20 protein-coding genes are annotated in these 17,671 nt (G+C 66.3%); 8 read left to right on the top strand and 12 right to left on the bottom strand.

Annotation, left to right across the window (positions count from 1 at the left end; translation table 11 throughout):
- Positions 1 to 140: 140 nt before the first annotated feature.
- A complete protein-coding gene (locus BTJ49_RS13055; RefSeq protein WP_113065861.1) occupies positions 141 to 1,589 on the top strand; it encodes an amino acid permease in 1,449 nt (482 codons plus the stop codon).
- 76 nt (positions 1,590 to 1,665) lie between these two features.
- Entirely contained in the window at positions 1,666 to 3,132 is a 1,467-nt protein-coding gene (locus BTJ49_RS13050; protein WP_113065860.1) for an amino acid permease, read from the top strand.
- Positions 3,133 to 3,554: 422 nt separating this feature from the next.
- Here BTJ49_RS13050 and BTJ49_RS13045 read toward each other — a convergent pair whose 3' ends face one another.
- Entirely contained in the window at positions 3,555 to 3,890 is a 336-nt protein-coding gene (locus BTJ49_RS13045) for a high-potential iron-sulfur protein (protein ID WP_205300780.1), read from the bottom strand.
- A 174-nt stretch (positions 3,891 to 4,064) separates the two neighbouring features.
- Here BTJ49_RS13045 and BTJ49_RS13040 point away from each other — a divergent pair, with 174 nt between their 5' ends.
- The 6 genes from BTJ49_RS13040 to BTJ49_RS13015 all read left to right on the top strand — a co-directional run bounded on the left by BTJ49_RS13040 (position 4,065) and on the right by BTJ49_RS13015 (position 8,098).
- Positions 4,065 to 4,709, top strand: a complete 645-nt coding sequence (locus BTJ49_RS13040; RefSeq protein ID WP_113065963.1) for a methylthioribulose 1-phosphate dehydratase — start codon at positions 4,065 to 4,067, stop codon at positions 4,707 to 4,709.
- Positions 4,706 to 5,269, top strand: a complete 564-nt coding sequence (locus BTJ49_RS13035) for an acireductone dioxygenase (protein WP_113065858.1) — start codon at positions 4,706 to 4,708, stop codon at positions 5,267 to 5,269. The genes BTJ49_RS13040 and BTJ49_RS13035 overlap by 4 nt, the downstream gene beginning before the upstream one ends.
- Before the next feature lie 69 nt (positions 5,270 to 5,338).
- Positions 5,339 to 6,025 (top strand): acireductone synthase, encoded by a 687-nt coding sequence (mtnC, locus tag BTJ49_RS13030; protein ID WP_113065857.1) that lies wholly within the window; start codon positions 5,339 to 5,341, stop codon positions 6,023 to 6,025.
- Between the two features lies 1 nt (position 6,026).
- Positions 6,027 to 7,052 carry a C13 family peptidase gene (locus BTJ49_RS13025; protein WP_113065856.1) on the top strand — a complete coding sequence of 342 codons (1,026 nt, stop codon included), beginning with the start codon at positions 6,027 to 6,029 and terminating at the stop codon, positions 7,050 to 7,052.
- Positions 7,053 to 7,080: 28 nt separating this feature from the next.
- A complete protein-coding gene (locus BTJ49_RS13020) occupies positions 7,081 to 7,485 on the top strand; it encodes a DUF202 domain-containing protein (protein ID WP_113065855.1) in 405 nt (134 codons plus the stop codon).
- Positions 7,486 to 7,492: 7 nt separating this feature from the next.
- Positions 7,493 to 8,098, top strand: a complete 606-nt coding sequence (locus BTJ49_RS13015; RefSeq protein ID WP_113065854.1) for a glutathione S-transferase N-terminal domain-containing protein — start codon at positions 7,493 to 7,495, stop codon at positions 8,096 to 8,098.
- A 20-nt stretch (positions 8,099 to 8,118) separates the two neighbouring features.
- Here the strand turns inward: BTJ49_RS13015 and BTJ49_RS13010 are convergent, their stop codons facing one another.
- The 11 genes from BTJ49_RS13010 to BTJ49_RS12960 form a co-directional block, all read right to left on the bottom strand.
- Positions 8,119 to 9,183: a nitronate monooxygenase gene (locus BTJ49_RS13010; protein WP_113065962.1), complete on the bottom strand. Its 1,065-nt coding sequence runs from the start codon at positions 9,181 to 9,183 to the stop codon at positions 8,119 to 8,121.
- Between the two features lie 126 nt (positions 9,184 to 9,309).
- Entirely contained in the window at positions 9,310 to 9,867 is a 558-nt protein-coding gene (locus BTJ49_RS13005; RefSeq protein ID WP_113065853.1) for an isoprenylcysteine carboxylmethyltransferase family protein, read from the bottom strand.
- A gap of 89 nt (positions 9,868 to 9,956) precedes the next feature.
- Positions 9,957 to 10,586 (bottom strand): bifunctional phosphoribosyl-AMP cyclohydrolase/phosphoribosyl-ATP diphosphatase HisIE, encoded by a 630-nt coding sequence (gene hisIE / locus BTJ49_RS13000; protein WP_113065852.1) that lies wholly within the window; start codon positions 10,584 to 10,586, stop codon positions 9,957 to 9,959.
- 127 nt (positions 10,587 to 10,713) lie between these two features.
- The gene (hisF, locus tag BTJ49_RS12995) at positions 10,714 to 11,499 is read right to left on the bottom strand and encodes an imidazole glycerol phosphate synthase subunit HisF (RefSeq protein WP_113065851.1); all 786 of its coding nucleotides are present in this window, start codon (positions 11,497 to 11,499) and stop codon (positions 10,714 to 10,716) included.
- Complete coding sequence (locus BTJ49_RS12990) at positions 11,493 to 12,221, bottom strand: 1-(5-phosphoribosyl)-5-[(5-phosphoribosylamino)methylideneamino] imidazole-4-carboxamide isomerase (RefSeq protein ID WP_113065850.1); 729 nt, start codon at positions 12,219 to 12,221, stop codon at positions 11,493 to 11,495. The genes hisF and BTJ49_RS12990 overlap by 7 nt, the downstream gene beginning before the upstream one ends.
- Positions 12,218 to 12,811 (bottom strand): imidazole glycerol phosphate synthase subunit HisH, encoded by a 594-nt coding sequence (gene hisH, locus BTJ49_RS12985; RefSeq protein WP_113065849.1) that lies wholly within the window; start codon positions 12,809 to 12,811, stop codon positions 12,218 to 12,220. Before hisH ends, BTJ49_RS12990 begins: the two co-directional genes overlap by 4 nt.
- Positions 12,811 to 13,875: a bifunctional histidinol-phosphatase/imidazoleglycerol-phosphate dehydratase HisB gene (gene hisB, locus BTJ49_RS12980; protein ID WP_113065848.1), complete on the bottom strand. Its 1,065-nt coding sequence runs from the start codon at positions 13,873 to 13,875 to the stop codon at positions 12,811 to 12,813. The genes hisH and hisB overlap by 1 nt, the downstream gene beginning before the upstream one ends.
- Positions 13,872 to 14,939, bottom strand: coding sequence for a histidinol-phosphate transaminase (hisC, locus tag BTJ49_RS12975; protein WP_113065847.1), 1,068 nt, complete (start codon positions 14,937 to 14,939; stop codon positions 13,872 to 13,874). The genes hisB and hisC overlap by 4 nt, the downstream gene beginning before the upstream one ends.
- A complete protein-coding gene (hisD, locus tag BTJ49_RS12970) occupies positions 14,936 to 16,243 on the bottom strand; it encodes a histidinol dehydrogenase (protein ID WP_113065846.1) in 1,308 nt (435 codons plus the stop codon). The genes hisC and hisD overlap by 4 nt, the downstream gene beginning before the upstream one ends.
- A complete protein-coding gene (gene hisG, locus BTJ49_RS12965) occupies positions 16,240 to 17,130 on the bottom strand; it encodes an ATP phosphoribosyltransferase (protein WP_113065845.1) in 891 nt (296 codons plus the stop codon). The genes hisD and hisG overlap by 4 nt, the downstream gene beginning before the upstream one ends.
- Positions 17,127 to 17,465 (bottom strand): YerC/YecD family TrpR-related protein, encoded by a 339-nt coding sequence (locus BTJ49_RS12960; protein WP_113065844.1) that lies wholly within the window; start codon positions 17,463 to 17,465, stop codon positions 17,127 to 17,129. The genes hisG and BTJ49_RS12960 overlap by 4 nt, the downstream gene beginning before the upstream one ends.
- Positions 17,466 to 17,671: the final 206 nt, after the last annotated feature.

The following is a 17,671-nucleotide window of genomic DNA, read 5'->3' as shown; positions in this document are numbered from 1 at the left end:
ACTTCTGTCCTTGTACGGGTATCGGGAGTTTGGCATGGTACGTCGGCTTTGCTGCGCAACGTGTCAGTATGCGCAGACAAGAATGAAGCAGGCGCAGCCTGGCTTGCGTCGTCGTGCTTACCCGGGGAGACCACCATCCAATGAAGAACCTGTTCATCACCAAGCCGGTGCATGCCGAGCCGCACGTCGTCGCCGGCGAAGAAGTCGAGCTGGCCCGCACGCTCAACTGGCGACACCTCATCATGCTGGGCATCGGCGCCGTGATCGGCGCAGGTATCTTCGTCATCACCGGCACGGCCGCCGCCGAGCATGCCGGCCCGGCGATCATCCTCAGCTTCGTGTTTGCCGGCGTCGCCTGCGCCTTCGCCGCGCTGTCCTACGCCGAGTTCTCGGCCATGATTCCGGTCTCCGGCAGCGCTTACAGCTACACCTATTCCACGCTGGGCGAAGCCGTCGCGTGGTTCGTCGGCTGGAGCCTGGTGCTGGAATACCTGTTCGCCGCCTCCACGGTGGCGGTCGGCTGGGCTGGCTACACGCTGAGCTTCTTCGACCAGTTCGGCATGCACCTGCCGGCCGTGCTGCGCGAGTCGCCCTTCACCTTCAAGCACGATCAGTTCGTGTGGACCGGCGCCTGGTTCAATCTGCCAGCGGTGTTGATCATCGGCGCCATCGCCACACTGTGCTATCGCGGCATCCGGGAATCGGCCACCGTCAACGCCGTCATCGTGACGCTGAAAGTGCTGGTGGTGCTGCTGGTGGTGATCTTCGGCGCACACTACGTGGCGCCGGCCAACTGGCATCCGTTCATTCCGCCCAACGAGGGTCCCGGCATCTATGGCTGGTCCGGCGTGTTCCGCGGTGCCTCCATCGTGTTCTTCGCCTACATCGGCTTCGATGCGGTCTCCACCGCCGCGCAGGAAGTGAAGAATCCGCAGCGCGACATGCCCATCGGCATTCTCGGTTCGCTGTTCGTCTGCACGCTGCTGTACATCGCCATGGCTGCGGTGCTGACCGGCATGCTGCCGTACAAGCTGCTGGACACCGCCGAGCCGGTTGCCACCGCGCTGGCCGCGCATCCCTCGCTGACCTGGCTGAAGACGCTGGCCGAACTGGCCGCCATCGCCGGCCTCAGCACCGTGATCCTGGTGATGATGATGGGCCAACCGCGCATCTTCTACGCCATGGCTAACGACGGCCTGATGCCGCCGATGCTGGGCAAGGTGCATCCGAAGTTTCGCACCCCGCACCGGGCCACGGTCATCGTCGCCATGATCGCCGCCGTGATGGCCGCGTTCCTACCCATCAGCCTACTCGGCGATGTCGTCTCGATGGGTACTCTGGTGGCCTTCGCCACGGTCTCGGCCGGCGTGCTGATCCTGCGCTACACCCAGCCGGAACTGAAGCGTTCGTTCCGCGTGCCGATGGCGATCATCGTCTGCCCGCTGGGCGTGCTCGCCTGCCTGTCGCTGATCTGGATCATGCCGGTCCGCAACTGGCTGATGCTGCTGGGCTGGACCGTGATCGGCTTCGTGGTCTACTTCAGCTACGGTTACAAGCACAGCAAGTTGCGCAACGCGCAATCGTCCTGATGTCCGTCACGACGCCGGCCTTTGCGCCGGCGTCGTGATTTGACGCTTCCGCACATTTGCCCGACCCGGTATCGCCATGTCCGTACTGCATCAGCTGTTCGCCCGAAAGACCTCGTTCCGCGACGACGACGACACGCACGGTCCGGGACTCCGGCGCACGCTGGGACCGTGGGGCATCACCGCCCTGGGTATCGGCGCCGTGATCGGCACAGGCATCTTCGTGGTCACCGGCACCGCGGCGGCCGAACACGCCGGACCGGCCGTGCTGATCTCGTTCATCCTGGCCGCGATCTGCAGCGGCTTCTCGGCGCTTTGCTACGCCGAGTTCGCCACCCTGATCCCGATCTCGGGCAGCTCCTACTCCTACGCCTACGCCACGCTGGGCGAGATCGTGGCCTGGTTCATCGGCTGGAACATGGTGCTGGAATACGGCATCTCGGCCTCCGCGGTCGCCACCAGCTGGACCGGCTACTTCAGCAGCATGCTGCACGACTTCTTCGGCATCCAGCTGCCCGCGGCGCTGACCAACGCGCCACTGGCCTTCACCGACGGCCATCTGGTGAGCACCGGCGCACTGTTCAACCTGCCCGCCGTGGCCATCGTGCTGGCGCTGACCTGGCTGTGCTACATCGGCATCCGCGAATCCTCGGGGCTCAACGCGTTCATGGTGGTGCTCAAGGTCGGCCTGATCCTGGCCATCATTGTCGCCGGCGCGCGCTACGTCGACACATCCCACTGGCACCCGTTCATTCCGGAATCGCAAGGCCACGACAAATACGGCTGGTCCGGCATCTTCCGCGGCGCGGCGATGGTGTTCTTCGCCTATATCGGCTTCGAGGCCACCTCGACGGCGGCGCAGGAATGCAAGAATCCACAGCGCGACCTGCCTTTCGGCATCATCGTCTCGCTGGTGCTGTGCACGCTGCTCTATCTGGGTATGGCCGCCGTCATGACGGGCCTGGTGCCGTACTCGGTGCTCGATACGGCCGATCCGGTCATCACCGCGATTCGCGGCCACTCCGAACTGAACTGGCTGCGTCCGCTGGTCGAAGTCGGCGCGCTGATCGGCCTGTCCTCGGTGATCCTGGTGATGATCATCGCGCAACCGCGCATTTTCATGATCATGGCGCGCGACGGCATGCTGCCGAAGGTGTTCGCCAAGGTGCACCCGCGCTACCGCACGCCACACATCAACACCCTGATCACCGGCTTCGGCATCGCCGCGCTGGCGGCGATCTTCCCGCTGGACCTGCTGGCCGATCTGACCTCGATGGGCACGCTGATCGCGTTCACTGCCGTCTGCGCGGGCGTGCTGATCCTGCGCTACACCCAGCCCGACCTTCCTCGCACTTTTCGCGTGCCGTGGGCCTTCGTGATCTGCATCGCGGGCGTATTGAGCTGCCTGTTCCTGCTGGCGCAGATGAACTGGTTCAACTGGGCGCTCATGGGCATCTGGACAGTGATCGGACTGGGCATCTACTTCGGCTTCGGCTACCGCCACAGCCTGCTCCGCCGGCCCGCAGCCACGTCGGAGCAGCCTTGAGCATACGCAACCGTATGGATATCCCTCGCCTCGAAAAGCAGTGATGAAAAAGAGGCAAGTGATTGATTAAAAAGATTTTCCCTAAATAGAATCTCGATTTAACGCAACGATAACTGGCTGCGGCCACTACTGGGGAGTATCATCCCCAGTCCGCGGGTTATTCACTTGGCAGTGGGCCCCGGAATGCCGCTCGGGCGCGTCTGGCGGGTCAGCTCCTCAGCCAGGCGCGCTCGGGCAGCAACTTACCTTTCGGATTCGCCACCCCCTTCTTGTCTGTTCCTGCATCGCACTTCGATGCGGACACGCCTGCGTGCGAGGAACTCCACGACGGCGACCTACACCCCGATCGCAGACACGACGAAGGCCGGACAAGCCGGCCTTCGCGAGTAACCATGAGTGACGCGCGAGGAGCGCGTCGGCCGTCAGGCCTTCGGTTGATGCGACACGCACCAGCCCTTGGCGTTGACGTCCTTGCCCGGGAACAGTTGGCACGGCCCCCAAGCGGCGCCCGCCTTGCCCTGGTAGAACTGGCAGTTGGTGCAGTCGTCGCCGGCCTTGTGCTTCGGGTTCGTGGTCTTGGTGTTGTCCTCGACGTACCCCAGTGCCTGCGCGGTGGGGTCGGACGGCGACAGATGCGGAAGATCGGCAGCGCGCGCAAGACGCGGCATGATGCCGGCCACGGCGGCCACGGCTGCGGTTCCCGCCGCGGCCTTCAGGAAACGGCGCCGGGATTCGATCATGGAGTCCTTGCTAGTCATCGTTACACCTCGCTGGGATAAAGACGTGAACGGCAGTCGTCACACCGTGAACAAACCGATAGTACACCGAGTTTTCACGCGTGTCCTGAACGGTGAGAATGGCTTGCATTCCGCCTTTCCGCACCGAATGCGCATGCTATGATCGCCGCCTGTTTGGACGGCCAAATTGCCCACATGAACGCTCTCCCCGCCTACGATCCCGAGCAATTTTCCGCCTGCGCCGCGGCCATTGCCGATGCTGCGCGCGAGTTCGCCGCCATGGGCTGGACACCGGCCACCAGCAGTAACTTCTCGATGCGCATGGACGACGGCGACTACGTCGCCATCACGGTGTCGGGCCGCGACAAGGGACGCCTGGGCAGCGACGACATCATGGTCGTGGACCTGCACGACCATCCGGTCGCCACCGAACGGCGTCCGTCCGCCGAAACCGCGCTGCACACGCAGATCTACCGCCGATTCCCGGATACACGCGCCGTGTTGCACACGCATTCGCGCACGCAGAGCGTGGCCTCGCGCCTGTTCGGCCGCGAGGGCCGCGTGCGCCTGCAGGGCTGGGAACTGCAGAAAGCCATCAGCGGCCACACCACACACGAAAGCACACTGGATATCCCGGTGTTCCCGAACACCCAGCACATGCCCGAACTGACGGCGCGCATCGATGCCTGGCTGGACACCGGCCGGCCGCTGCACGCCTACCTGATCGACGGCCACGGTCTGTACACCTGGGGGCGCAGCATGGACGAAGCGCGCCGTCATCTGGAAGCACTGGAATTCCTGCTCGGCTGCGAGCTGGACCTGAGGAGACTGTCTTCATGAGCCGTCTGCGCATCTACGACGAGAACCGTGGCGAGACCGCGCTCTCCGAGTATCTCGACCATGCCGGGATCGCCCGCGAACTGGGCAACGTCGGCGTCCGTTTCGAGCAATGGGAAGCCGCGCACCCAATCGCGCCGGGCGCAGCGCCCGACGACGTCATCGCCGCCTACCGCGACGACATCGACCGCCTGATGACCAGCGAGGGCTATCGCGCCGTCGACGTCATCAGCCTGCATCCGGACCATCCCGACCGCGCCACGCTGCGCAAGAAGTTCCTGGACGAGCACACGCACAGCGAGGACGAGGTGCGCTTCTTCGTCGCCGGCGCGGGCCAGTTCACCCTGCACATCGAGGGCAAGGTGTACGAGGTGCTGTGCGAAGCCGGCGACCTGATCGGCGTGCCCGACGGCACCCGGCACTGGTTCGACATGAGCGAGGCGCCGTACTTCGTCGCCATCCGCCTATTCACCAACCCGGAAGGCTGGGTCGCGAACTTCACCGGCGAGGACATCGCCGAGCGCTTCCCGCGCATGACCCCGCACGCATCGGCGACCGGCTGACCGCCCTCGAGCGAGACGCCGAGGGCGGCGAAGCGCTATGCTCGCCGCACATTCCTCTACGCGCACACCATGTCCGACACACGCGTCATCGTCACCGACATCGAAGGCACCACCAGTTCGATCCGCTTCGTGCACGAGGTGCTGTTTCCCTATGCGCGCAAGCGTCTTCCGGCCTTCGTCGAAACGCATACCGACAAGCCCGAAGTCCAGCACTGGCTCAGCCAGGCCGCGCGCGAAGCCGGCTTCATCGAGGCCTCGCGCAACGAAGTCATCGATCTGCTGATCGGCTGGATCGACAGCGACCGCAAGGCCACGTCGCTGAAGGCACTGCAGGGACTGATCTGGGCCGAGGGCTACGCCAGCGGCGACTACCTTGGCCACGTCTATCCCGAAGTCGCCGATCGCCTGCGCGCCTGGCACAAGGCCGGCATCCGCCTGTACGTGTACTCGTCCGGCTCGGTCGACGCACAGAAGCTGCTGTTCGGCCACAGTGAAGCCGGCGATCTGACGCCGCTGTTCAGCGGCTACTTCGATACCCGCACCGGCCCCAAGCGCGAAACGGAATCCTATGTCCGCATTCTCGAAGCGGTCGGAGAAACGGGGGAACACGTCCTGTTCCTGTCCGACGTGACGGCCGAACTCGACGCCGCGCGCGCCGCCGGCATGCGCACCACGCAGCTGTGCCGCCCACCCGAGACCTGTTCCGCGTCGGCGACGCATCCGTGCGTGGCCGACTTCGACGCCGTCGAGGTGTGACATGCGCATGCGTCTGCGCGGACTGCTGATCGGCGCCGTCGGCGCGCTGCTCGCCGTCGGCGCATCGCATCTCATCACCCGTGCTCTGGCGCAGACGCCAGCACCACCGAAACCCGCGCAGACGGCACCGGCCAGCGCGCCCGATCCGTGGGCACACTGGCCCGAGAATGGCCCCACGCCGGAACAGGTGATGTACGCGCAGCCACGCCTGATGCGCCAGGCCATCGCACGACTGAAACCGCAGGATCCGCACAAAATCGACCTGTACCTGATCGCCTTCGCCGGCGACGGCAGCGAGAACGTGTTCCGCAACGAAGCCGAATACGCGGCCCGGCTGTTCGCCCGGCGCTTCGACGCGGACGGCCACACGCTGGTGCTGGAGAACAACCCGGCCACGCTGCAACACGCGCCGCTGGCGACCTGGAGCAACCTGGAACAGGCCCTGGCCGCCGTGCACCGGGTCATGGATCCGAAACAGGACATTCTGGTTCTGTACCTGACCAGCCACGGCAGCGCCGATCACTATCTGCTGGTCGACATGGACCCGATGCCGCTGGATCAGATCGGCGCGAAGGACCTGGCCGGCATCCTCGCCGAGCACCCCTTCCGCTGGAAGGTGGTGGTCGTCAACGCCTGCTACTCCGGCGGCTTCGTGCCGCCGCTGAAGGGACCGGGCACGCTGGTCATGACCGCCGCGCGCAAAGACCGCAGCTCGTTCGGCTGCGGCAGCGAATCGGACATCACCTATTTCGGCGACGCCTTCCTGGCGCACGCACTGAACCGCACCGACAACCTGATCGCCGCCTTCGGCATGGCGCGCAAGCGCATCGCCAGCTGGGAAAAGCGCGACGGACTGACGCCATCGGACCCGCAGATCGAGGCCGACGCCGGCATCCGCGCACGACTCGCGGCGTGGCGCTCGCAGATTCGCGTTGGAAAACCGCTCGCATTCGCTCCGGCGGGAAGCGCCCGCGCCACGTGCGACCATCACGACGCTTGCCGCAATGCGGAACCCGGCCTACGGTAGACAGTCCTGCCCAGGCGCGGAGCACGCCATGTCCGACGAACACCAAGAGACGTCCCTCGAACTGTCGCGCAAGCTGGTGGTCCTGGCCGCCGAACGCACGCTGTCCGCATGGATCCGCACGGCGCTATCCCTGATGGCGCTGGGTTTCGTCATCGACCGCTTCGGCCTGATCCTGCATCGCCTCCCGACCTCGGGCGCGCATTCGCCGCTGTATCCACGCATGCTGTCGACCTGGGGTGGCTCGATCCTGGTCGGCATGGGCGTGCTGATGACGCTGGCGGCAGGCATCCGTTACCTGCATTTCGCTCGCGGTTATCGAAACCAGCGCAGCACCACGCTGGGTCCCAGCCTGCACATGGGCGCGCTGTTCGCGCTGTTGCTGGCCGCGTTCGGCACTGCGCTGATCGTGCTGCTGACTGCCGTTCTGCCCTGAGACCACCATGAAACTCTATGTCAGTCTGACCTCTCCCTTCGCACGCAAGGTCCGCATCGGCCTGGCCGAGAAAGGACTTGCCCAGCGGATCGAACAGATCGTGGTCGACCCGTGGAACGATGACGGCACGCTCACCGCCACCAACCCGCTGTCACAGGTACCTGCGCTGCAACTGGACGACGGCCTGGCGCTGACCGACAGCGACACCATCCTCGGCTGGCTCGACCGCGCCTTCCCGCAGCCGCCACTGTGGCCGCACGCCCCACAGGCGCGCACCCACGCCGAAGCCATCGCCGCCTTGGCGCAGACCCTGCTCGAATACACCGTGTTCCTGGTCCTTGAAGGCCGCCGTCCGCCGGCGACGCGCAGCGCGCCCATGATCGAGCGCCGCACGCAATCCCTGATCCGAGGCATCGAAGCGCTGGATCACCGATTCCATGCCAGCACCGTCCACTTCCACTTGGACAGCATCGGTGTGGCCTGTGCGCTCGGCTATCTGGATTTTCGCCAGCCCGAGCTGGACTGGCGCAGGCACGCGCCGAAACTCGCTACGTGGATGGAATGGGCTGCACAGCGACCGTCGGTCCGCGGCACGGCGCCACCTCCAGCGTGACACGACAGCGACGCGCACGATCAGCCGCGTCGCCACTCCATGACCAGGCGCTGCACCAGATCCGCGGCGGGCATCGCCCGCGCACGAGCGGCACCCTGACCGGCCCAGCGCACGACAAAATCATCGATGCCCCGGGCACGCGCGGCCGCGTTGAGTCGCTTGATGCCATCGTACGTGACCGGATAATCGGGGACCGTCGCATGGCCCGGCGCCTCGCCGTGCCGCACCAGCCGATTGACGAAACCACGCGCGGGCCGGCCGGACAGGACCGAAGTCATGCGCGTCTCGCGCCCTTGTGCATCCAGCAGCGCAGAGCGATACGCCGCGTCGGCGGCCGACTCCGGACACGCGACGAATGCCGTGCCCAACTGCACGCCCGAAGCGCCTCCCTCCAGCATCGCCCGGATATCGTGACCGTCCATGAGACCACCGGCGGCGATCACCGGAATCTTCAGTTCACGGACCAGAACGTCCACCAGTTCGGCCGTGGACTGTTCCATGTCCTGTGCCTGCGGATCGAATACGCCGCGGTGACCACCTGCCTCGAAGCCCTGCGCCACCACGGCGTCGATGCCGGCCTGTTCGACCCGATGCGCTTCGTCGAGACAGGTCGCCGTCGCCAGTGTGCGGACGCCAGCCCGGCGCAGAGACGCCAGGAAGGCGTCATCGGGCAATCCGAAATGGAAGCTGACCACGGCGGGTCGCTGTTCCAGCAGCAGGGCCTGCACATCCTGTGCCTGCAGGAACGTCGTGTAGATTTCCTCCAGCGCGGCCGGCGGTTCGGCATCGGCCTCGGCGAACAGCGGCGCGAGATACGCCAGCCATGCCCGTTCAATCTCGGGATCGCGCCGCGCCGGAGCATGGCAGAACACATTGATGTTGAACGGTCGACTCGTGAGCGCGCGCACTGCCTCGATCTGCGCCTGCGCCTTCACACACGAACTGGCGCCGATGCCCAATGAACCCAGTGCCCCGGCATCGCTCACGGCTGCGGCCAGTTGCGGCGTCGTCACGCCCGCCATCGGCGCCTGGATGATGGGGTATTCGATCCCCAGCAGGCGCGTCACGCGCTCGTAGGCATGCATCGTCATTCCTTCTTCGACAAACGATTGCGTCGTGCGCGTCGGCCCGGGCGTCGCGTCACGAACGTGCCGGATGCCTTCGTCCCCACATCCACGGCGCATCATTCCAGCGCGCACGTCGAACGGCTCTCAGAACACGAACGGCACCAACGCATAGGTGCGCCGACGATAATCGCGATAGTCGTCGCCAAACGTCTCGATCATCCAGCGCTCTTCCAGACGCAGTTTGTACACGAAGCCCGCGAGCACGATGACGACCGCTACGACGCCGCGCCACTGATCCATCGCCAGCGCCGATCCCAGAAATGCGAACAGAAGACCCGTGTAGATCGGATGCCGCACGAAACGGTACGGACCGCTGCGCACCAGTTCGTGACCAACCTTGACCTGCACCGACGCGCTCCAGTTGCGCCCGATGTACAGGCGCGCCCAGACCGCGAAAGCCAGACCGGCCCAGGTCAGCGCCAGTCCCACCGTATAGAACAGGTGCCGATACGGCACGACTGCACCTTCGAGCACATGGCCGACGAGGTGATGCGCGCTCAACAGCACCGCAGCAATCATCAACGGCAACATGTGCAGCGACCAGGAACCCGAGCTCTCGTGGCGGCGGGTGCGCTTGGACCAGGCCCACAGCAGCAGCCAGATCAACAACCAGGCAATCCAGGACAAAATGAAGGGATTCATGACGAGCCTCCTGCAATGAATGCAGGAAGTGTCACACCCGCCGCCGCACGCCCCCAGTGACGCCTGTCATCCATCGCGCATGCGCGAGGCTAGTCCGCGTGTCGTTCGCGCAATCGATCGATGACATCGGCCAGCCCCAGATTGCGTGCCCGCAACAGCACCAGCAGGTGATACACCAGATCCGCGGCCTCGCCGACCAGGGCATCATCATCTTCGGCCACGGCGGCCAGTGCGGTCTCGACGCCTTCCTCGCCGACCTTCTGCGCAATGCGACGCGTCCCGGCGTCGAACAGTCGCGTGGTGTAGCTGTCCGCGGGCAGCTCCGCATGACGACGACGCACCAGATGGTCGAGCCGACCCAGAAAAGCCAATTCGGGATCACTGGCGTCGCCGAAGCAGCTCTCGGTTCCCTGATGGCAGGTCGGTCCATGCGGAGTCGCGCGCACCAGCAACGTGTCGTGGTCGCAATCGGCGTCGACGGCCTTCAGTTCGAGCACATTCCCCGAACTCTCGCCCTTGGTCCACAAACGCTGCTTGCTGCGGCTGTAGAACGTCACGCGACCGGTCTTCAGCGTGGCCTCGAGCGCCTCGCGATTCATGTAGCCGAGCATCAGCACACGGCCGTCACGCCAATGCTGCACGATGGCCGGAAGCAGGCCATCGCCTTTGTTCCAGTCCAGCTGATCGGGGTCGAACGGAATGGGGGCGGCTGCATTCATCGGCATGTACCGGGCTGTCGCGTTGCTTGGAGTGTAATCGGGTTGCGCACTGTCGCCATCCTGCCATCGCTCAATGCGCCAGGAAATGGAAGGATCGGGCGGCGTGACCCGGCCTCTGCAGACCGAGTCATCCTCGTCTCCCGGATTCGCGCACCGGCACGCCCTGCTCGGCCAGCTGACGCTTGAGGTCGGGAATGGCGATGTCGCCGGCGTGGAAGACGCTGGCCGCCAGGGCCGCATCGACGCCTGCCTCGCGGAAGACCTCGACGAAGTGCCGCACTGCCCCCGCGCCGCCCGACGCCACCAGCGGCACCGAGCAGATCTCGCGCACACGCGCCAGCTGCTCGATGTCGTAGCCGTCACGCACGCCATCGCTGCCCATGCAGTTCAGGACAATCTCGCCGGCGCCGCGCTGCTGCGCCTCACGTACCCAGTCCAGCGTGTCGCGCGATAATGCGCGCGTGCGATCGGGATCGCCGCTGTACTGGCGCACGCGCCAGCGACCGTCCTCGTCGCGCAGACTGTCGATGCCGACCACCACGCACTGCACGCCGAAGGCCACGGACAGCTCGTCGATCAGCTCCGGCCGTTCCAGCGCAGGGGAATTCACCGACACTTTGTCGGCGCCGGCGTAGAGCACCTCGCGTGCATCGCCCACACTGCGAATGCCTCCGGCGACGCAGAACGGAATGTCCAGTACGCGCGCCACGCGCTCGACCCAGTCACGGTCCACACGGCGCCCCTCGGGACTGGCGGTGATGTCGTAGAACACCAGTTCGTCGGCGCCCGCATCGCGATAGCGCAGCGCGAGTTCGACGATGCCGCCCATCACCACGTGATCGCGAAAACGCACGCCCTTGACCACCTGGCCATCACGCACGTCGAGACAGGGAATGATGCGACGGGTCAGCACAACAGCGCCTCGCCCAACGTGAAACGGCCTTCGAGCAGCGCGCGACCGAGCACGATGCCGGCCGCGCCCGCTTCGCGCGCCGCGCGCACGTCGTCGATGGCGCGCGCACCGCCGGACACCTGTGTCTGCAGGGTCGGCGCGATGTGGCGAAGATGCTTGAACAGCGAAAGGTTGGGACCGGACATCGTGCCATCGCGATCGATGTCCGTGCACAGCAGATGCCGCGCCCCGGCCGCTGCAAAATGCGGAGCCAGCTCGTCCAGTGTCGCGTCCTCGTCCTTCTCCCAGCCGGCGCTGGGCAGACGCCAGGAGCCGTCGCGCCAGCGCGTATCCAGGGCCAGCGTCAAGCGCTCGCTGCCGAAGCGCTCCAGCCAGCCGATCACGCGTTGCGGATCGCGCACTGCCACACTTCCGACCACCACGCGCGTGACGCCGGCGTCGAACAGGCGCCGCACGTCGTCCTCGCCGCGCACGCCGCCACCGGCCTGCACCTTCAGGCCCGCATGCGCCAGTGCGGTCAGCGTCGAAAGGTTCGTGGGCTGTCCGTTGCGCGCGCCGTCCAGGTCGACTACGTGCAGCCACTCGGCACCCTCCCCGGCGTATTCATGCGCCAGTTGCAGCGGCTCGATGGCGTACTCCGTCTGCCGCGCGTAATCGCCCTGGTACAGGCGCACCACACGGTCCTCACGAAGATCGATGGCGGGATAGACTGTGAAGTTCATAGCGAAAGAAAATTCTCCAGCAGGCGTGCGCCGACGTCCGCCGAGCGCTCGGGGTGGAATTGCATGCCACAGAAATTGTTCTTGCGGACCACCGCCGCGAACGGCGCACCATGATCGCTCGACGCCAGTACGTGCGGCCCCATGGCCGCTGCATAGCTATGCACGAAGTAGGCGAAATCGCCTTCCTCGACGCCGCGCAGCAACACATCATCGCGTTCGAGATGCAGTCGATTCCAGCCCATGTGCGGGACGCGCAGATCGGCATCGCGCGGAAAGTGCCGCACCTCGCCCGGCACCACCCCCAGACAGGCCGCGTCACCTTCCTCGGAATGCTCGAACAGCAGCTGCATACCCAGACAGACACCGAGCACGGGCTGCTCGAGTTCGCGGACGACCCGATCCAGGCCGTTCATGCGCAGCCGTGCCATGCCCGGCGGCGCCGCGCCGACACCCGGCAAGATCACATGACTGGCAGCTCGGATGCGCATGGGATCGCCGCTCATTGCCGCATCCACCCCAAGGCGCTGCAGGGCATACTGCACCGAACCGATATTGGTGCCGCCAGCATCGATCAGGACCACGTCGGCCATCACAGCGCTCCCTTGGTGCTGGGCAATGCATCGCCCTCGCGACGCACCGCCTGACGCAGGGTGCGCGCCACGGCCTTGAAGCAGCCTTCGACCATGTGGTGCGCGTTCTCGCCGCGCACGTTCAAATGCAGGTTCGCGCCGAGGGTCTCGCAAAATGAGCGGAAGAAGTGCGGGACCATCTCGGTCGACAATTCACCGACCTTCTCGCGCGGGAAGCAGCCATCGAATTCGAACCATGGCCGACCGGACAGGTCCAGCGCGGCGCTGGCCAGCGTCTCGTCCATCGGCAGCGTGAAGCCGTAGCGGCCGATGCCCCGCTTGTCGCCCAGCGCTTCGCGTAGTGCCTGCCCCAGCGCCAGTGCGCTGTCTTCGACGGTGTGGTGCTCGTCGACGTGCAGGTCACCTTCACAGGTCAGTGTCAGCGCGAAACCGCCATGCTTGCCGATCTGCTCGAGCATGTGGTCGAAATAGCCGATGCCGGTGGCAATCTTCGGCTCGGCGGTCTCATCCAGATCGACGCGCACGCGAATACGAGTCTCGCGCGTGTTGCGCGCCACCTCCGCCATGCGCGGCGCATCGCACAACGCATGCGCGACCGCCATCCAGTCCATGCCCTCGGGACCGACGCGCAACCCCTGCACGCCCAGATTGGTGGCGAACTGCAGGTCGGTCTCGCGGTCGCCGACCATCGCCGAAGCACGCCGGCCCCAGCTGTCGTCAGCCAGGTAGTGGCGCACCATGCCGGTACCCGGCTTGCGCGTGTCCAGACCGTCCTGCGGGAAGCTGCGATCGACCAGCACTTCGCGGAAGCGGATGCCCTGCGAAGCGAGCAACCGCATTAGCAGATCGTGCGGCCCGTCGAAATCGGCCTGGGGAAAGCTCGCTGTGCCGAGTCCGTCCTGATTGGTGACCATGACCAGCTCGTAGCCCGCCGACACGCAACGGCGCAACGCCGGAATCACGTCGGGCAGCAGCGCCAGCTTCTCGAAGCGGTCGATCTGTTCGTCGGCCGGCTCCTCGATCAGACAGCCATCGCGATCGACGAAGAGGATCTTGCGGCTCATGCGGCCTCCGCGCAGCGGTTGAGGGCATCCAGCAGGCGGGCGTTCTCCTCCGGCGTGCCGATGGAGAAACGCAGACAGCCGGCCAGACCCGGATAGCGACCAACGTCGCGGACCACGATCCCCTGCGCCAACAGTGCGCGGTACACGCCCTGCGCGTCGTCCAGGGACACGGTGAGGAAATTGGCGCGCGAAGGATGTACCGCGCGCACGCCGGGTACCTTCAGCAGGATCGTCGCCATGCGCTCGCGCTCGGCAATGGTGGTCGCGATGCGTTCGCGCATCTGTATCCGCCCGGCCTCGTCCAGTGCCGCCATCGCCGCCTGCACACACGGCGTGGGCAACGGATACGGCGGCATGATCCGGCGCAGCAACGCGATCACCTCTGCGTCGGCCAGCAGCGCGCCGATGCGCGCGCCAGCCAGCGCCCAGGCTTTCGACAGCGTGCGCAGCACACCCAGATTGGCATGCTGTGCGAGCAGCGCCGAAGTGCTCTCGGCCTCGGCGAATTCGATGTAGGCCTCGTCGACGATGACCAGCGCGCGACCGTCCAGCGCCGACGCCAGCCGCGCGATATCCACCTGCGGTACCAGGCCGCCGGTCGGATTGTTCGGCGAACACACGAACAGCAACTTCACCGCCGGCGAGAGTCCGGCGAGCACGGCATCGACGTCGAGTCCGAAGTTCGCATCGAGCGGCAGGGTTTCCACCGCCGCGCCCTGCACGCCGGCGCACACCGCGTACATGCCGAACGTCGGCGGACTGACCGCGATGGCGTCCACGCCGGGCCGGCAGAACGCGCGCACCAGCAGGTCGATGGCCTCGTCGCTGCCGCGGCCGACCAGCAGCTGATCCGGACGCACACCGTACAGCTCCGCCAGGCGCTCGCGCAGCGCTGCGGGCTGCGGATCGGGATAACGGTTCAGGCCCTGCCCGTCGTCGCCCGCCGGTGGCCACGGCGATTCGTTGGCGTTGAGCATGATGGACGCGCCCTGCGCCTCCATCCGCGCCGAGGAATACGGGGTCAGCGCGCGCACTTCCGGTCGTGCCAAATCGAGCACGCTCATGCCATCGCCTCCAGTTCGGCCAGCCGCAAGCGCACGGCCTGCGCGTGGGCCTCCAGGCCTTCGGCCTCGGCCAGCGTCACCGCGCACGCGCCGATGCCGCGCAAGCCGTCGCCGGACAACTCCTGCACCGTGATCTGCTTCTGGAAACTGGCTACCGACACGCCGCTCCAGGCGCGCGCATGTCCGTAGGTCGGCAGCACGTGATTGGTGCCGCTGCAGTAGTCGCCGACCGACTCCGGCGACCACGCGCCGAGGAAGATCGAACCGGCGCTGTCGATCTGTGTGAGCAGCGCACGCGGGTCGGACACATTGAGAATGAGATGTTCCGGCGCGTAGGCGTTACTGACCTCGGCTGCCTGCGCCAGAGACTCGACGCGAATGACACGACTGGCGGACAGCGCCTTGCGCGCGGTGTCCGCACGCGGCAACTGCGCCACCTGGCGTTCGACCTCGGCCACCACGGCGTCGGCCTGTTCGCGAGCGTCGGTCAGCAACAGGACCTGCGAATCCGGCCCGTGTTCGGCCTGCGACAGCAGGTCCGCCGCGACGAAGCGCGGATCGGCCTTGGCGTCAGCAATCACCAGCACTTCGGACGGCCCCGCCGGCATGTCGATAGCCGGCCCGCCGGGCGCGGCGCTGACCTGCTGCTTGGCTTCGGTCACCCAGCCGTTGCCGGGGCCGAACAGCTTGTCGCAGCGCGGCACGCTCTCGGTGCCCAGCGCCATCGCCGCGACCGCCTGCGCGCCGCCGAGACGGAACACGCGTTCGATGCCGCACAGCCGCGCCGCGTACAGCACGGTCGGGTCGACGCTGCCGTCGGCACGCGGCGGCGTGCACAGCACGACCTCGCGGCAACCGGCCAGCTGCGCCGGCACGCCCAGCATCAACGCTGTCGAAGGCAGCGGTGCCGTGCCGGCCGGCACGTACAGGCCGACCCGCGTCACCGGTCGCAGCACCCGCTCGCAGAGCACACCGGGCGCCGTCTCGACACGCACCGGCTGCGGTGCGGCGGCGCGGTGAAAGGTCTCGATGCGCGTACGCGCGTCGGCGATGGCCTGTTTCAGCGTCGCATCGAGCAACGCTTCCGCGGCATCGAATGCTTCGCCCGGCACGGCCAAGGCATCCAACTCGCAGCCGTCCAGCTGCGCGGTCAGCCGTTTCAGCGCTGCATCGCCCTCCTGTCCGACCTGCGCGATGATCCGCGCCACGGCCTGCGCGCGCTCGACGTTCTGCGTCTGCGCCGGGCGTTCCAGCAGCGCGTTGCGGGTCGCTGCGTCGAGTGCATTCCAGTCGACGATGTTCATGCCAGCATCATCTCCACCGGCAGCACCAGCATGCCCTGCGCGCCGGCGCGCTTCATGGCTTCCAGATCCTGCCAGCTGACGTTGCCGCTGCACACACACTGCAGGGCGATGTCGTCCGGGCGGCCCTCGATCGGGGTCACCGTCGGCAACGGCCGGCCCGGCAGCAAATCCACGATGGCGGACAATGCGGCGCGCGGCGCCTTCAGCATCAGCAGGCGCGACTCGCGCACGTTGAGCACACCATCCAGACGGCGCAGCAGCAGTTCGATCAGATCGCCGCGCTCGTCGCGCGGCATCTCCGCGGCACCGGCCAGCACGGCCTCGCTCTGCATGATGACCGCGGTCTCGCGCAGCTGATTGGCCGCCAGTGTCGCGCCGCTGGAAACCAGATCGCAGATCAGGTCAGCGGTGCCCAGCCGCGGCGCGATCTCGACCGAACCGGACAGCGTGACGATCTGCGCATCGACTTCGTTGCGGCGTAGCCAGTCGGCGAGCTGGTTCGGATAGGTGGTGGCGATGCGCTTTCCGGCCAGCTGCTGCGGACCCGTCCACGCCTCGTCCTGCGGCAGCGCGATGGACAGGCGGCAACCACCGAAGCCCAGTGCACGCAGTTCGCGGTACGACCGCTCCCCCGGCGTCGCCAGTGCGGCTTCGTCGAGCACATTGCGGCCGACCACGCCGAGATCGCACACACCGTCGGCGATCAGGCCGGGAATGTCGTCGTCACGGACCAGAAGTAGGTCCACGGCCATGTTCTCGCCGAAGCAGAACAGCTTGTCGCGACTGCTGCGGAACTTCAGCCCGCAGCGGCTCAGCAGGTCACGGGACGGATCGCCGAGGCGACCGGATTTCTGCACGGCGATGCGCAGTCGATCTCGCGGCATCATGCGCGAACTCCTTGGGAAGACGAGGCGCGCTTGGTGCTGCGCGCCGAGGCGGCGGCGAGGTAGCCGCCATTGCCCTGATTGATGAAACGCGCAACGCGGCCAATGGTGGTGATGCTCACCGCCGTGCGTTCGTGGATGTCGCGGTAGGTGCGCCCTTCCAGCACCAGCGGCACCACACTCCAGCGATCGGTCAGCGCCTCCAGCTCGGCCGGCGTGCACAGATCGCGCAGGAAGGCGCGCATCTCTTCCACCGTCTCCAGCGACAGCAGCGCCTTGCACAGGCCGGTCTCGACCTTCTTGCGCGACAGCTTCGGTTCCAGGTTGCGACGTTTCATAATGTATTAACGCGTTATCACATTGTGTGATGCGCATTCTAGAGACGACCGATAAGCAACGCAAGCACTCGTCTGAACGGTATCGCAAGGTCCGTTCATCCACAGCGGATGTGGACAGCGGTGTACAGGGCTGTGGACAAGTGCCCCGATGCGCTTTGCGAACAAGCACATGCACCTCGTTGCTCAATTCGTGACCAACGGCATCC

The organism is Oleiagrimonas sp. MCCC 1A03011 (assembly GCF_003267965.1).
Lineage (GTDB): Bacteria > Pseudomonadota > Gammaproteobacteria > Xanthomonadales > Rhodanobacteraceae > Oleiagrimonas > Oleiagrimonas citrea.
The sequence above is the reverse complement of the archived record's forward strand: the minus strand, read 5'-3'. Positions and strand labels throughout refer to the sequence as shown.